14 protein-coding genes are annotated in these 14,769 nt (G+C 39.8%); 3 read left to right on the top strand and 11 right to left on the bottom strand.

The features are described 5' to 3' along the window. Positions 1 to 166: 166 nt before the first annotated feature. Positions 167 to 1,138 carry a phosphatase domain-containing protein gene (locus tag FHT21_RS18390; RefSeq protein WP_167296199.1) on the bottom strand — a complete coding sequence of 324 codons (972 nt, stop codon included), beginning with the start codon at positions 1,136 to 1,138 and terminating at the stop codon, positions 167 to 169. 57 nt (positions 1,139 to 1,195) lie between these two features. Between FHT21_RS18390 and FHT21_RS18385 the strand changes: the two genes are divergently transcribed. Next, positions 1,196 to 2,068 carry a YegS/Rv2252/BmrU family lipid kinase gene (locus tag FHT21_RS18385; RefSeq protein ID WP_167296198.1) on the top strand — a complete coding sequence of 291 codons (873 nt, stop codon included), beginning with the start codon at positions 1,196 to 1,198 and terminating at the stop codon, positions 2,066 to 2,068. Here the strand turns inward: FHT21_RS18385 and FHT21_RS18380 are convergent. The 10 genes from FHT21_RS18380 to FHT21_RS18335 all read right to left on the bottom strand — a co-directional run bounded on the left by FHT21_RS18380 (position 2,057) and on the right by FHT21_RS18335 (position 10,200). Beyond that, a complete protein-coding gene (locus FHT21_RS18380; protein ID WP_167296197.1) occupies positions 2,057 to 2,446 on the bottom strand; it encodes a hypothetical protein in 390 nt (129 codons plus the stop codon). The two genes, FHT21_RS18385 and FHT21_RS18380, sit on opposite strands and share 12 nt — an antisense overlap. Next, entirely contained in the window at positions 2,447 to 3,100 is a 654-nt protein-coding gene (locus FHT21_RS18375; RefSeq protein ID WP_167296196.1) for a TonB family protein, read from the bottom strand. Positions 3,101 to 3,366: 266 nt separating this feature from the next. After that, on the bottom strand, positions 3,367 to 4,053 hold the full coding sequence (locus FHT21_RS18370; RefSeq protein ID WP_167296195.1) for a peptidoglycan DD-metalloendopeptidase family protein: 687 nt from the start codon (positions 4,051 to 4,053) through the stop codon (positions 3,367 to 3,369). Positions 4,054 to 4,059: 6 nt separating this feature from the next. Further along, complete coding sequence (locus FHT21_RS18365) at positions 4,060 to 4,689, bottom strand: hemolysin III family protein (RefSeq protein WP_167296194.1); 630 nt, start codon at positions 4,687 to 4,689, stop codon at positions 4,060 to 4,062. Positions 4,690 to 4,694: 5 nt separating this feature from the next. Then, entirely contained in the window at positions 4,695 to 5,072 is a 378-nt protein-coding gene (gene rbfA / locus FHT21_RS18360) for a 30S ribosome-binding factor RbfA (protein ID WP_167296193.1), read from the bottom strand. Positions 5,073 to 5,162: 90 nt separating this feature from the next. Further along, positions 5,163 to 6,353 (bottom strand): GTPase HflX, encoded by a 1,191-nt coding sequence (gene hflX, locus FHT21_RS18355; protein ID WP_167296192.1) that lies wholly within the window; start codon positions 6,351 to 6,353, stop codon positions 5,163 to 5,165. 77 nt (positions 6,354 to 6,430) lie between these two features. Then, on the bottom strand, positions 6,431 to 7,213 hold the full coding sequence (trpC, locus tag FHT21_RS18350) for an indole-3-glycerol phosphate synthase TrpC (protein ID WP_167296191.1): 783 nt from the start codon (positions 7,211 to 7,213) through the stop codon (positions 6,431 to 6,433). Between the two features lie 118 nt (positions 7,214 to 7,331). Next, positions 7,332 to 7,922, bottom strand: a complete 591-nt coding sequence (locus tag FHT21_RS18345) for an aminodeoxychorismate/anthranilate synthase component II (RefSeq protein ID WP_167296190.1) — start codon at positions 7,920 to 7,922, stop codon at positions 7,332 to 7,334. A gap of 52 nt (positions 7,923 to 7,974) precedes the next feature. Then, complete coding sequence (locus FHT21_RS18340; RefSeq protein WP_208398982.1) at positions 7,975 to 9,372, bottom strand: anthranilate synthase component I family protein; 1,398 nt, start codon at positions 9,370 to 9,372, stop codon at positions 7,975 to 7,977. 381 nt (positions 9,373 to 9,753) lie between these two features. Next, positions 9,754 to 10,200, bottom strand: coding sequence for a cytochrome B (locus FHT21_RS18335; RefSeq protein WP_167296189.1), 447 nt, complete (start codon positions 10,198 to 10,200; stop codon positions 9,754 to 9,756). A gap of 112 nt (positions 10,201 to 10,312) precedes the next feature. Here FHT21_RS18335 and FHT21_RS18330 point away from each other — a divergent pair, with 112 nt between their 5' ends. Next, positions 10,313 to 13,333 carry an amidohydrolase family protein gene (locus FHT21_RS18330; protein ID WP_167296188.1) on the top strand — a complete coding sequence of 1,007 codons (3,021 nt, stop codon included), beginning with the start codon at positions 10,313 to 10,315 and terminating at the stop codon, positions 13,331 to 13,333. Continuing rightward, positions 13,323 to 14,645: an amidohydrolase family protein gene (locus tag FHT21_RS18325; RefSeq protein ID WP_208398981.1), complete on the top strand. Its 1,323-nt coding sequence runs from the start codon at positions 13,323 to 13,325 to the stop codon at positions 14,643 to 14,645. Before FHT21_RS18330 ends, FHT21_RS18325 begins: the two co-directional genes overlap by 11 nt. Positions 14,646 to 14,769: the final 124 nt, after the last annotated feature.

The raw sequence follows: 14,769 nt of genomic DNA, 5'->3' as shown, positions 1-14,769 counted from the left end.
CGGGGCTGTCGCTACTGTCGGGTTTATTGAACTGTGGCCTGTTCCCATTAGCAAAAAACATTATACCTAGCCCCGATTGAATGGATGCCCACGATATTACATCGGGGCAGGAAGAAAAGCGGGATTGTCGAAACCGATGAGCACAACCCTTGCGCTCCAAAAACTATTAGATCAATCCTATTGATTTAGAATGTTCAATCGCTTCTTCACTACTATTAAATAAACAAGCCCTTACCCCTTTATCTTCAACTTTTTTAAGCCATTGTCTTGTTTCTACTTCTTTTTCAGAACGAATATTACGGATGTATACCGCTTCGATATTTTTTGGATACTTCTCTACTATTGTAGAATAAATTTCCGGGTCATGCTGCGAGTTGTCGCCAAAGAAAACAAATTTCTGGTTGGGGAAAGCGTCCAAAATTCGCATTACCCGCAATAATTTCCCCTCATGCCCTGTTTTACCTGTTCTGGCTAAATCTTTCCACCGTTTTAATGTATTTAAAAGAAAAGCACCGTCAGGCAACTTGTTAAACCTAAAAGTCTCCACCAAGTAATCGTAGAGATTCCATTCGCTGCTGCTTACATAAAAAAAAGGATTGGGCTGATTTGCTTCGGTATGCGACATGGCCAATTGCTGATAATGACTGGCTGCATCAGGAAAGGTTTTGCGGGTATGCGGATTCTTGATAAACAGCTCTCTTAACCGCCGTCCAATAGTTGCCGAATGAGAAATCATCACGGTATCATCCACATCCGATATAAAAGCATATTGTGTAATATGTGGTACATATACCTTACCCTCTCCCGCACTTAAAACTTTTCCGTTCTTATCAATAGCTTCTACTTTAACAAAATGCCAGCCTGCAGGCACATCATTTTCGGCTTTCCATTCGAACTTAAAAAAGCCATCTCCTTCGGTTTTATTGTAAATCGTCTGATCAAAAAATTGCAAACGCACCTCAACAAAAGCATAAGGTTTTAAGATAAAGAGTTTTAAAAGATGTACGATATTAACAAACAGATTATTGCTGTAAACCTGCTGTGTTTTTGCCTTGCGTTTAAAAACATGACCATAAACAACCAAATTGTGTGTGTGGCCATAGCCATGATATACCTTAACACTAACAGATTTATTCATCTGTATTAAAACAGAGTTTATTAAAAGTTGTTTGTGATGTAAACCATAAGGTAACACATGAAATTATTATTCATCATCAATCCAGGCTCAGGCAGTCATGACATTAACTTGAAGGAAGTAATTTCCACCCATTTCGATACAAAAGAAACAGAGATAGATCTTTTCGAATTACCAGAAGACTGCTCTTTAGAGCAGATAAAAGAAAGGATTAAAAATGCAAAAGCAGATCGCGTGGTAGCGGTGGGGGGCGATGGGACCTTAAAACTGGTTGCCGAGTGTTTGTTGCATACCGAAACCCCTATTGGCATAATCCCTGCCGGATCGGCCAATGGAATGGCGAAAGAATTAGGCATACCCACCGATATTAAACAGGCTTTAGCCATTTTGGATGAAGGCCGTTTGCAAAAAATTCATGTGGTTAAACTTAACAATGAGATCTGTATCCACTTATCTGATCTGGGTTTTAATGCCTATCTGGTAAAGAAATTTGATGCCCAACCCCAACGCGGTATGTTGGGCTATGCAAAGGCCACCTGGCATGCCTTATGGAACCATAGTAGAATGGACGTGCAATTGAAACTTAAAGATGAAACAATCACTTCTAAAGCGGCAATGGTGGCTATTGCAAACGCAACCATGTACGGCTCTGGGCTAAAGATAAACCCTGACGGAAAATTAGACGACGATCTGTTCGAAGTGGTTTTGGTAAAAGATTACTCTTACCTTGAAATATTAAAGATATGGGTCACCAAACTTCCCTTCAACCCTAAAAAAATAGAAGTATTTCAAACTGCTGAGGTTAAGATTTCTTCGAAACATAAAGCACACTTCCAGATTGATGGGGAATATATTGGCAGGGTGAACACTGTTGAAGCAAAAATCCTTCCTGCCGCCATAACAGTAGTTTTACCTGATGTACTAGAAAGATGAACGATGAATTTTAATTGTAAAATACAGCCTGAAAAACTCGGCAATAAAACAGATGCGGAATAAGATATCGAACCACCGTTCGCCGAGGTTTAACGCTTCTGGTAAATAGGTAATAAAGCCAATAGAAAATACCCATACCACCAAACGGAACGGAAATTGAATATAATAGGTGATAAATCCAAATTTCTTGTTCAGTAATAAACCAGCTGCTGAGATAAACAGCGAAACGAATAACGGCAGTAGTAATACCACTTTGGCCTGCGAAAGTACCTGATCGGGAATTTCGTTTAAATGCGTTAAAATCTGCCAAAATTGTTTGGCTAACAAAACGATACTGATGATATCTAATAAGGCAAAAAATCGGGTGGTATTCTTCATTTACTTACAATACTTTGCTAAATAATCATCAGCCTTTTTACTGCCCATATATTTAACAAATAAAAAATCCTCACAGGCACCTTGTTTATCGCCCTGTTTTATTTTTTTTAAACCCATTTTGATTCGGTCGTCCAAATATTCATCATCAATTCCCAGTTGGTTTTTAATGGCTATAATCTGAACTTCCTGTCCGGGTTTAGCCTGATCGATGTTTTTATAAAAATTAATAACAGAGTTGGTCAAGCCTTCTTCAGCCAGATAAGTACGGATCGCTTCTTGAATGGCCTCACTTGATTTGCCTTCACAATTATAGCCCGAAAGTTTAAAATTAACCGGAGCAACAATCGAAACTGTTGTATCGTAACCCGCAGGAATCTGCCATTTACCGCTGCTTAAACGTACCAATCGCAAAGCTTCTTCATCCAGGTCAGACAATATTCCTTTACTAATTTTCGAAAAATAAACCTTACCCTGGTTATTGAGCTTAAAACTCACGTTTACGGTTCCCTGGATACAATTATCTTTCGAAAACTGGGGATAGATGGTATTTTCCCTTAAGAAATTGGTAAAACCGCTTTTACCCGATTTAAACTGAACCTGCCCCATGACCAAGGAGTAGCAGAAAAGCAAACAAAAGGTGAGCAGGTTTTTCATTGTACTAATTTACGGTTTATTCAGGTTTAACCGCAAAGAACGCAAAGTTTTTCGCAGAGAAAGAGAGCGATTTTTGGTTTAATGCCATCACCCTGAACCAAGCCTCAGCGAGCTCACCGAAGGTAATTTATTTCAGGGTCTTAATAACAGGAAAGATGCTAAAATAAATTCAGCATGACGATCGTATAGAACATAGCGCCAAAAACAAGTATTACGATCCGTAAGTTAGGTTGATAAACTTTGCGCATTCCTTACTTTCTTTGCGGTTAAAAGAATGTAGTTTTTAAAATCAAATTCGGGTTGGGACAATTGACCAGATATTTTTCGCGCTCACTTAACCTGCAAACCCCAGGGTAATCGCCTTTTAATCCTTCCATATTTTTGATCAATTGGAAATGAAGATGTGGCGGCCAGTTACCGTTCTCTTCCTTTGCTCCCAATACTGCAATTTTAGCCCCGGCAGGAATAAATTTCCCTTCTTTTAAGCCATTTAACGATGCCAGACTTAAATGCCCGTATAATGCATTAAACTTAAATCCATCTATTTCGTAGGCCAGGATGATTGTTGCGCCATAATCACCAAAATTGTTGTTATTGGCAAAGCTTTGAACAGTGGCGTCGTAAAAATTGTAGATAGGTGTTCCAACTGGTCCCCAGATATCTACACCTAAATGTAGCCTGCGCGGTTCTTCTTCTGTATCAAAATGTACGCTCCGCGAATAAATGGTGCGGTGTTCATTATATCCGCCAATTCCGTAACGGGCATTGTTTTTAGCTAGCTTTTCGTTAACCCAGTTTGAAAACAGATCAGTATTATCTAAAATTTCATCTGTTAATTCCGTATTCGCCACTGTAAAATCCAAAGGCAAAAGCCGATCGTGTTTTACATCAAAATCGACAACTTTTTGGATCAAAGCAGCATTTGATTGAATAACCTGATCGAAAGTTTGCATCTGTAGCTATTTAAAGATGTATACGAAATTATAAATGTAGTGCGCTAAAGCTCCGCCAATTACAAACAGGTGCCAAAGCTCATGGCTATGCATCCACCTAAACAGCTGTTTATCTTTTGCATAATAATAAGTTCCACCGATGTAAAAAACGCCCCCAAACAGTAACCAGAAAATTGCGCCAATAGGTAGTGTACCTAGCATTTTCTGCAACAAAGGCACAATTAAGCAGCCCATTAAAATATAAATAGCCAAAGATATAGCGGTGCTCTTTAATCGGTTAAAGATTTTAAGCAGGCAACCTATTATAGCGATCATCCATACAATGGCAAATAAACTCCACCTTAACCAGCCATCAAAAACCAGCAAAGCAGTTGGTGAGTAAGAGCCTGCTATCATAAGGTAGATGCAGCAATGATCGAATTTTTGCCAAAAGCGTACACCATAATCGGTAGCCGGATAACCATGATACATGGCACTTACGCCAAAAAGGATAAAAGTGCCAATACTATAAATCCATGCGGCAGTATATTCAATAGGCGTATTGCATTTTTGAAGCAATATATAGCCTGCCGGAATTGCAATTAATGCCGGTATAAAATGAGTGAAGAAATTAACGGGTTCCCTTAGCTTCCTCACAAAGATTATTCACTGTCTTCGTCCTTCTGTCTGGGTTCTTTAGCAATCTTATCGAAAAGATGGTCCATACGTTCTACGTATTCATTAGTATCATCTACAAAAAAAGTAAGCTCTGGTACCACTCTTACCTGATGACGGATTCTGCTTCCCAATTTATACCTGATTTCGCCTGAATGTGCATTAACAGTATTAATAGAAAGCGTGGTGTTATTGGTGTTTAAAAAGCTTAGGTAAACTTTGGCCACTGCCAAATCGGGCGAAACCCGAACACGCGTAATGGTTACCAATGTATTAGGCAAAAACGCAGCACCTTCCCGCTGAAAAACCTGTGCTAACTCCTCTTGTAATACTCCTGCAAATTTCTGCTGACGTTTACTTTCCATAATGTATTTATCTATCGCCTTTATGATGAAACCTTATCGGTTTTAAAAACCTACAAGGTTTATTTTCGCACCGCAATGACGGAATTTAATCTAATATAATAAATTACTATCATACGGGTATCTTGCCACGTGTGCAGCTTTAACCTTATCGTACAATAATGTTTTAAACTCTTCTAAGTTTTCTTTTTCTGTTGCCGATATAAATAATACAGGTACTTTATCGTGGCTCATCCAGCTTTTCTTAAAATCTTCTAAAGTAAGCTTGCCATCATCCTCTTCATCGTCAACTTCAGGCGAAACATAGGCATCAATTTTATTAAAAACTAAAATCATATCCTTATCAATCGCACCAATATCTTTCAGCGTTTCGTTAACCGTATTAATCTGATCTTCGAAATTAGGATGCGAAACATCTACCACGTGGATCAATAAATCAGCTTCACGTACTTCATCTAAAGTAGATTTAAAACATTCTACCAAGTGGTGAGGCAGTTTGCGGATAAACCCAACGGTATCTGAAAGCAAAAAAGGTAAATTCTCGATCACCACTTTACGAACAGTCGTATCTAAAGTTGCAAATAGTTTATTCTCGGCAAATACTTCCGATTTCGACAGCATATTCATGATGGTAGATTTACCAACATTGGTATAACCAACCAAAGCTACCCGAATTAACTGACCACGGTTTTTACGCTGTGTTTCGTTCTGCCGGTCTATATTCCTTAAACGCTCTTTTAGCAAAGAGATTTTATTTAAAATGATCCGTCTATCGCTCTCAATCTGCGTTTCACCCGGACCGCGCATCCCGATACCACCTTTCTGGCGTTCCAAGTGTGTCCACATACCGGTTAAGCGTGGTAGAACATATTGTAGTTGTGCCAGTTCTACCTGTGTTTTTGCCTGTGCAGTTTGGGCCCTGTTGGCAAAAATATCGAGGATTAGATTGCTTCGATCCAAAACCTTAACCCCAAGCTCACGATCGATGTTACGCAGCTGCGACGGTGATAATTCATCGTCGAAAACCACCACATCAATTTCTTCTGATTTTACATAAGCTTTTATCTCTTCCAGCTTTCCCGTACCCACAAATGTAGCACGCTCTGGTTTAAGCATTTTTTGTGTAAAAACGTGCTCTACCTTCCCTCCTGCTGTATCTACCAAAAAGGCCAGCTCATCTAAATATTCTTTTGTTTGGGCTTCTTTTTCGCCTGGCGTAACCACTCCAACTAAAATTGCCCGCTCCTGCACAATGGCAGTATCATAAAATTTTTGTTTTCCCATGTAATTAATACAAAGATACGAAATTTGCGCCCAACCAAACCTCGCAGTTTTTTAAAACCTGCGGAGTTTATAAATAGCTATAGCTGCGTTACAAATTCCCTAATAGCAGTTCCTGGATTATCGGTCTTCATAAAATTCTCGCCAATTAAGAACCCGTTAAAACCTGCTACTTTTAGCTCCTTAATCGTTTGTGGATTACTGATCGCGCTTTCCGAAATCTTTAAAAATTCATTTGGAATTTTATTTACTAAATCGAACGAAGTCTGGATATCTACCGTAAAATCGCCCAGGTTTCTATTGTTTACACCAATGGCATCCAGATTCGGACAGATACTTCGCTCCAGCTCTTCCAGGTTATGCACTTCTAACAGTACATTTAACCCTAAACCTTTGGCAAACTTTCCGAAATCGTTAATCTGTTGAGGTGTTAATATCGAGGCAATCAACAGAATAATATCAGCACCCCAGGCCTTTGCTTCCAGAATCTGATACTCATCAATCATAAAATCTTTTCTCAAGATCGGAATATGATTTGTAGCCCTTGCCGCCAGGATATCGTCGGTTTTACCGCCAAAGAAATCTACATCCGTTAATACTGAAAGTGCAGATGCGCCGGCTGCATTATAAGCCTGCGTTACCTCCGCAACATCAGCAATACCGTTAATTAAACCTTTAGATGGCGAGCGGCGTTTAAATTCTGCAATAATGCCGGTACGGTCTTCGGCCAATAGAAACTCTTTAAAAGAATAAGGCGTTCGGTTAAAATGTACCGAATTTTCTAAATCCTGAACAGAAACCAAGGCTTTTGCAGCGGCAACTTCTTCTTTTTTGCGTAATACGATTTTATCTAATATGTTCATTTTTATTAATCCGTCATGCTGATCCGATAGCTATCGGATTTGTTTCAGCATCTAAAAGTTAACTAATCCCAGTAAGATCCTGAATCAAGCTCAGGATGACGACCGGATGAATAAAGTGCTAGGGGGTCGACGTCAACCAATTCTCCATCATCTGTTTGCCATACTCTGTTAGCACACTTTCAGGATGAAACTGTACGCCGCGCACATCCAATGTTTCATGTCTTAACGCCATGATCTCATTCTTATGATCTCTGGCTGTAATTTTTAAACAAGTAGGGAAATTATCTTTACTCACAACCCAACTGTGGTAGCGGCCAACATTGATGGTTTGCGGGCATTCCCAGAACAAAGGCTCGTCGCCATCTACTACCGTTACCGGTGTAGCAATTCCGTGCATTGGTCTGCCCAAGTTCAATAAAGTGCCACCAAAAACTTCGGCTATGGCCTGCTGGCCTAAACATACGCCAAAGATACTCTTCGTTGCCGCATAGGTTTTAATTACATCCAATAACAAACCAGCCTCTTCCGGTATGCCCGGGCCTGGAGAAAGTAAAATTTTATCATACTTTTCTACGTCGGCCAGATCAAATTTATCATTTCTCCAAACTTCTGCTTCGTAACCTACCTCGTTAATTAAATGCACCAGGTTGTAGGTAAAACTATCGTAGTTATCAATTACTAATACCGTTTTCTTATTTATATTTTCCATTATATTTCTTACTAGTGGATTTTACTCCAAACTAAAAACCCTCAACTCCAAACTAGATTTGCTCTGCCATTTGCACCGCTTTACGCAAGGCTGCAATTTTATTGTTCACCTCCTGCATTTCAGTTTCGGGAACAGAATCGGCCACAATACCTGCGCCTGCACGATAATGCAGTTCGTTGTTCTTGCTCATAAAAGTTCTGATCATAATGGCATGATTAAAATCTTCATTGAAGCCCATAAAACCAATTGCACCCGCATAAAAATTTCTGCCCAGCTTTTCGTTTTCATCGATCAACTGCATGGCTTTGTATTTTGGTGCACCACTTAAGGTACCCGCCGGATAGGTATCGGCCACTACTTTAAAAGCACTTACGTTTTCCTGCAAATGGCCACTCACCTTACTTACCAGATGGATCAGGTGCGAATAGTACTGCACTTCTTTAAAAGATTTTACTTCAACGCGGTTACAGTGCCTGCTTAAATCGTTTCTGGCCAAATCTACCAGCATTACATGTTCTGCACTTTCTTTTGGGTCTTGTTCTAATTTACGGGCCTGTTCAGCATCTTCAATGTCGTTTCCGCTGCGCTTAAATGTTCCGGCAATTGGAAAAATGTTTGCCGAATTGTTTTTGATCGTAATCTGCGCCTCTGGAGAAGAACCGAACAATTTAAAATTCCCGTAATCAAAATAAAAGAGGTAAGGTGATGGGTTTATCGAACGCAGGCAACGGTATACATTAAATTCATCACCAGAAAATGCTTGCTTAAATGCTCTTGATGGTACAATCTGAAAAACATCTCCACGATAAATATGCTTTTGCAGTTTCTCTACCAAGTCCATAAAACCCTGATCGGTTAGGTTTGAACTTTCCTCACCACGAAGTTGAAACTTATATTCAGGATAATTTTTATTCTGGATCAGGTATTCCATTTTTTCAAGCCCCCCCTCTTCTTCTCCTTCAAAAGTATTTTTGAATAAAGTAATTTCATTTTTGAAGTGATCGATGGCGATAATATAGCGATACAAATGGTACTGCATTTCTGGAATTTCTTCACCCTCAGGAGTTTCAGAAGTAAACTTTATATCTTCAAAATGCTGCACTGCATTCCAGGTAAAATAGCCAAACAGGCCGCTCGAAATAAATTTGATCTCGGGTAGTTCAGTTTCTCTGAATTTATCCTTAAAATCGGCAATTTCTTCAATCAGGTTTTCACTTTCGGTAATCTCTACAGCGCCATCCGGGAAATAAGTCTCCAATCTTGATCCCTTTAAAATAATTCCGGCAACCGGATCGGCACACACAAAACTCATAGAGTTTTCGCGACTGTGGTAATCAGAACTTTCTAACAGGATACTGTTGGGATACACATCACGTAAGCGTAAATAAATGCTCACTGGTGTTGTGGTATCAGCAAGCATTTTTTTGTAAGTCGTATTAATTTTATACATGATAAAGGTAAATGGTGTAAGCTATAGGGCTTAAGGTTTGCATTTCGTATTTTTTAACAATAAAAAGCCCGGCGTGTGGTTCTACGCCGGGCTTTAATGGTTCTTTAATAAGGTTTAGGTTGATAAACTATATTTTGTTCATACGCAGCCAGCGCAATTCGTTCGAATTACTTTGCCAAAGCCATGTATGTATATTGTTGATCATGAGCAACAAAAATATAAAGAATTTTGAAAAATGGAAATAAATATGAAAATAAATATCTGTTAACCGCAAAGTATACAGAGTGAAAACGCAAAGTACACCAAGACTAAGATCAAAAAATAAATGGCTCTGCGCCTCTTTGCGAAAAACTTTGCGTGCTTTGCGTGCTTTGCGGTTAACTATGAAACCCCAAAGAACGATCTACCTGGAACTTCTTTTACCATTAACAGTATAGTTATGATGATCAAAATCAGCGCTAAGCCAAAGAAAACCGAAATGGTCCGGTGTTTTGCAACTGCATCAGCAACTTTTTTCGATTTAGCATTACCCACTGTAATTAAAATAATGGCGATTATCATCATACTGATGTGCTCCATTTTAAAATAACGTACTGCAGGTGCACCTGCACTGCTTAACTTATACCAGCCTTCGCTAAAATATAGCACCAAACCAATCAATAACTGAATGTGTGCGCTAATAAGCGTGAAAACATTTAACTTTCTATCGCCTTCAGTATAGGTTTTACTACCAAACCAACCAGACAAAGCCTTAACAACGGCAATAATTAGCAAAAGAAAAACCACATAGCGCCATCCAGAGTGAGCACTTTTTAAAATATCGTTCATATCAATAAATTTCTATGATTCAAAAATAGACATTAATTGTAAAAAATAGGATATTCAACAGATTGAACGCTTATTTATATTAGTTTTAAACAAATTAAACCCTAAACTTATTATGAAGAAAATTTTACTCGCCATTGGGCTGGTATTTTCTACTACATTTCTGTTTGCACAGCAAAGCTCCTTTCCTGTTAATGGTTCTTTTGATACCAGACCTGGAATGTTTGCCTTTACCAATGCAACCATAGTAGTTAATGCCAATCAAACCTTAACAAATGCCACACTTTTAATCAAAGGACAAACTATACAAGGTGTTGGTGCCGGCTTAGCCGTGCCTAAAGGTTATGTTGTGATCGACCTTAAAGGAAAATTTGTTTATCCATCACTAGTTGATGCCTTTAGCAGCTATGGACTTACCGAAGTACCTGTGCAACAACGCGGTTTCGGTGGTCAGCGCCAATCTATTTTCATATCAACCAAAAAAGGTGCTTACGGCTGGAACGAATCTATCCGACCTGAAACTTATGTAAAAAGCATTTTTTCTACTGATAGCAAAAAAGCTGATGAACTGCGTAAAGTAGGCTTTGGCAGTGTGAACGTAATTAATCGCGATGGTATAGCGCGTGGCGTTTCGGCCGCAGTAACTTTAAACGAAGGTGCAGATAACAGTGTATTTTTAAAGGACCAGACCGCAGCAAATTATTCGTTTAATAAAGGAACTTCATCAAACGATTACCCAACCTCATTAATGGGTTCGATTGCTTTATTGCGCCAAACCTATTACGATGCACAATGGTATGGCAAACAAAAAGATGAGTACAACATCTCGCTAGACGAATTTGGCAAGCAACAAACCATGCCGCAGATTTTTGAAGTAGATGGGTGGCAGAACATTCTGCGTGCTGATAAAATCGGAAAAGAATTTGGCAAGAAATACATCATTAAATCTACCGGCGATGAATACCAACGCATAAATGAGGTTAAAGCTACAGGCGCAAGTTTAATTATCCCTTTAACTTTCCCTAAAGCATATGATGTTGAAGATCCTGCAGAAGCCAGAAATGTAAGTTTATCACAAATGAAAGGCTGGGAACTGGCACCAACTAATCCGGCCAGCTTGGAGAAAGCAGGCATTAAATTTGCCCTAACGGCATTTGGCTTAGAAAACAGTCGCGATTTTTGGGCTAATCTCCGCACGGCGATAGAAAATGGCTTGACCGAAAAACAAGCTTTACAATCGGTTACCGAAATCCCTGCTTCACTTCTGGGCATCAGCGATAAAGTTGGCTCATTAGAAAAAGGAAAAGTAGCCAACTTTTTAATCTCATCTGATAACCTGTTCAAAAACGGAAACATTATTTTCGAAAACTGGGTACAAGGTAAACGTTTTATTGTAAATAAAATGGATGTGAGCGATGTGCGTGGCACTTACAGCTTAAACGTTGACGGTATTGGTGCTTTAACCCTAAAAATTACCGGAACGGGTGGCGGATCTATAGCTGCAATAGAAAGAATTGGTGTAGATAGTGTTAAAACCACAGCAACCTTTACCAGGAATGGCGATTGGGTAAGTATCAATTTCAACTTAAAGAAAAACCCTAAGGGTGATATCCGTTTAAGCGGTTACCTTACTTCGGCAAATCCAGTTACCATCAAAGGCGAATCGGCTCTGGCTGATGGTACTACGGGAAAGTTTACAGCAACTTATAAAGAAGCCGCAAAAGAAACACCTAAAAAAGAAGAGCCAAAAAGCACTTTGGCCATGGGTCCGGTAATTTATCCTTTCTCAGCCTTTGGAAATGCTGAACTGCCTAAACAAGAAACGGTTTTAATTAAAAACGGCACCGTTTGGACGAACGAAAAAGACGGAATCCTCCAAAATGCCGATGTACTTTTAGAAAACGGAAAAATTAAAGCTGTTGGTAAAAACCTTTCGGCAAGTGGGGCTAAAGTGATTGATGCTACTGGTAAGCACGTAACCGCTGGTATTATTGATGAGCACTCGCATATTGCAGGTGCAGGCGGTATTAACGAAGGTGCACAATCGGTTTCTGCTGAAGTACGCGTTGCCGACATTCTCAACTCCGAAGATGTAAACATTTATCGTCAGTTGGCCGGTGGTGTAACCACTTCACAAATTTTGCACGGGTCGGCCAATCCGATCGGTGGCCAATCGCAATTGATTAAACTGCGCTGGGGAAAATCGCCAGAAGAACTGAAATTTGCAGGTGCGGATGGTTTCATCAAATTTGCTTTGGGCGAAAACGTGAAACAAAGTAATTTCGGTACAGGTGCCCGTTTCCCGGTTACACGTATGGGTGTTGAACAAACTTTTGTGGATGAATTTACCCGTGCAAAAGAATATGAAAAAGCACTATCAGTTAAAGGCAACAGTGTACGTAAAGATTTAGAATTGGATGCTATTGTGGAAATTTTGAACAACAAACGTTTCATTACCTGCCACTCTTATGTGCAGAGCGAAATTAATATGTTAATTCATGTGGCTGATAGCTTAGGCTTCAAGATCAATACTTTTACGCACATTTTAGAAGGCTATAAAGTGGCCGATAAAATGAAAGCACACGGCATTGCGGGTTCTACCTTTTCTGATTGGTGGGCTTATAAAAACGAAGTGGCCGAAGCCATCCCTTACAACGGAAAAATCATGCATAATGTTGGCGTAACAACTGCTTTCAACTCTGATGATGCCGAAATGGCCCGCCACTTAAACCAGGAAGCAGGAAAATCAGTTTTATACGGTAACGTTCCGGAAGAAGATGCTTTTAAGTTTGTAACCTTAAACCCGGCAAAAATGCTGCACATTGACGATAAGGTGGGCAGTTTAAAAGCGGGTAAAGATGCCGATGTGGTAATCTGGACTGCCAATCCACTTTCTATTTATGCCAGGGCAGAAAAAACTTTTGTAGATGGTATTGCCTACTGGGATATTGAGAAAGATGCTCAGGTAATCAAAGCCCAACAGACAGAAAAAGCACGCTTGATCCAAAAGATGTTAGAGAGCAAAAGTAAAGGCAGCCGTACACAACGCCCGTTGGGTGATGCACCACGCCTGTACAATTGCGAAACTTTAGAAAACTATTCAGCAGAATTAACCGAGAAAGAACATGCACACTAACACTAAAAAATATATACTCAGTCTGGCTTTATCAGCAACAAGCCTGATGTGTTTTGCGCAGGCAAACATATCGCCAGCTAAAAAACAAAGCAAAACCATCGCCATTACGGGTGCTACCGTACATATTGGCAATGGAACGGTGATCGAAAACGGAACCATCCTTTTTGGCAACGGAAAAATTATCTCTGTTACAGCTAACGGACAGGTGCCGCAAGATGATGTAATACGCATTGTGGCTACAGGCAAACACATTTACCCTGGCTTTATTGCTGCAACCACCAATTTAGGTTTAACAGAAATTGAAGCGGTGAAAGCAACATTGGATTTTCAGGAGATTGGCGATTTTAATTCGCACATTCGTTCTATAGTGGCTTACAATACTGATTCGAAAGTTCCGGCTACTTTACGCAGCAATGGAATTTTAATCGCGCAGCCAACACCACAGGGCGGTACTGTTTCGGGCAGTTCATCGGTAGTTCAGCTTGATGCCTGGAACTGGGAAGATGCTGCCCTTAAAACCGACGATGCCATGCACATGACCTGGCCCGTTACTCCACGTTTCAGGGGCGGATTTGGTGGTTTCGGCAGACCGCAACAATCGCCAGAAAGCCTAGCCGAAAGAACGCAAGCAGCCATTGCACAGTTAACTTCTTTCTTTGCCGAGGCAAAAGCCTATTCGGAAATGGGTAAACCAGAAGTAATTAATACCCGTTTCGAGGCGATGAAGAAAGTATTTGCCGGCAGCGAAAAATTATTTATCTCGGCCGATAGCCAGAAGGATATCGTGGCGGCAGTTAATTTCGCCAAGAAATTCGGGATCACTCCGGTAATCACAGGTGCTGATGAAGCTTACCTGATTATCGATTTCTTAAAAGAAAACAACATTACCCTGGTGGTGAAACAGCCTCATGCTTTACCCAATAATAATGATGATGACGTGAATATGCCTTACAAAAATGCGGCGGTATTGGCCAATGCAGGCTTAAATGTGGTATTAAGTATTGATGGTTACTGGCAACAACGTAACCTGCCTTTTATGGCGGGTACAGTTACGGCCTGGGGCTTAGATAAAGAAAAAGCATTATCAACCATTACCTTAAATGCGGCCAAAGCGATGGGTGTTGATAAAACTACAGGCAGTATTGAGATTGGCAAAGATGCTACTTTCTTTATTTCTGCAGGCGATGCTCTGGATATGCGCACCAATAAAGTAGAGCAGGCTTTTATTCAAGGCAGAGATATCAACCTGGACAATTTACATAAACAGTTGGACAAGAAGTTCAGCGATAAATACACTGCTGAGAAAAAATAGATTTAAGTTTAATTAGTTAACTGTCTCTTTTTAAAATTCAAAAATCCGTAGAGCTGTAAAATGCTTTACGGATTTTTTTAAGTATCTAGAGTAGTAATACACACTCGAATGTGATTTTTCTTAA

The organism is Pedobacter sp. SG908, from assembly GCF_011759615.1.
Lineage (GTDB): Bacteria > Bacteroidota > Bacteroidia > Sphingobacteriales > Sphingobacteriaceae > Pedobacter > Pedobacter riviphilus.
Note: the sequence above shows the minus strand (reverse complement) of the source record. Positions and strands in the feature narration are given on the sequence as shown.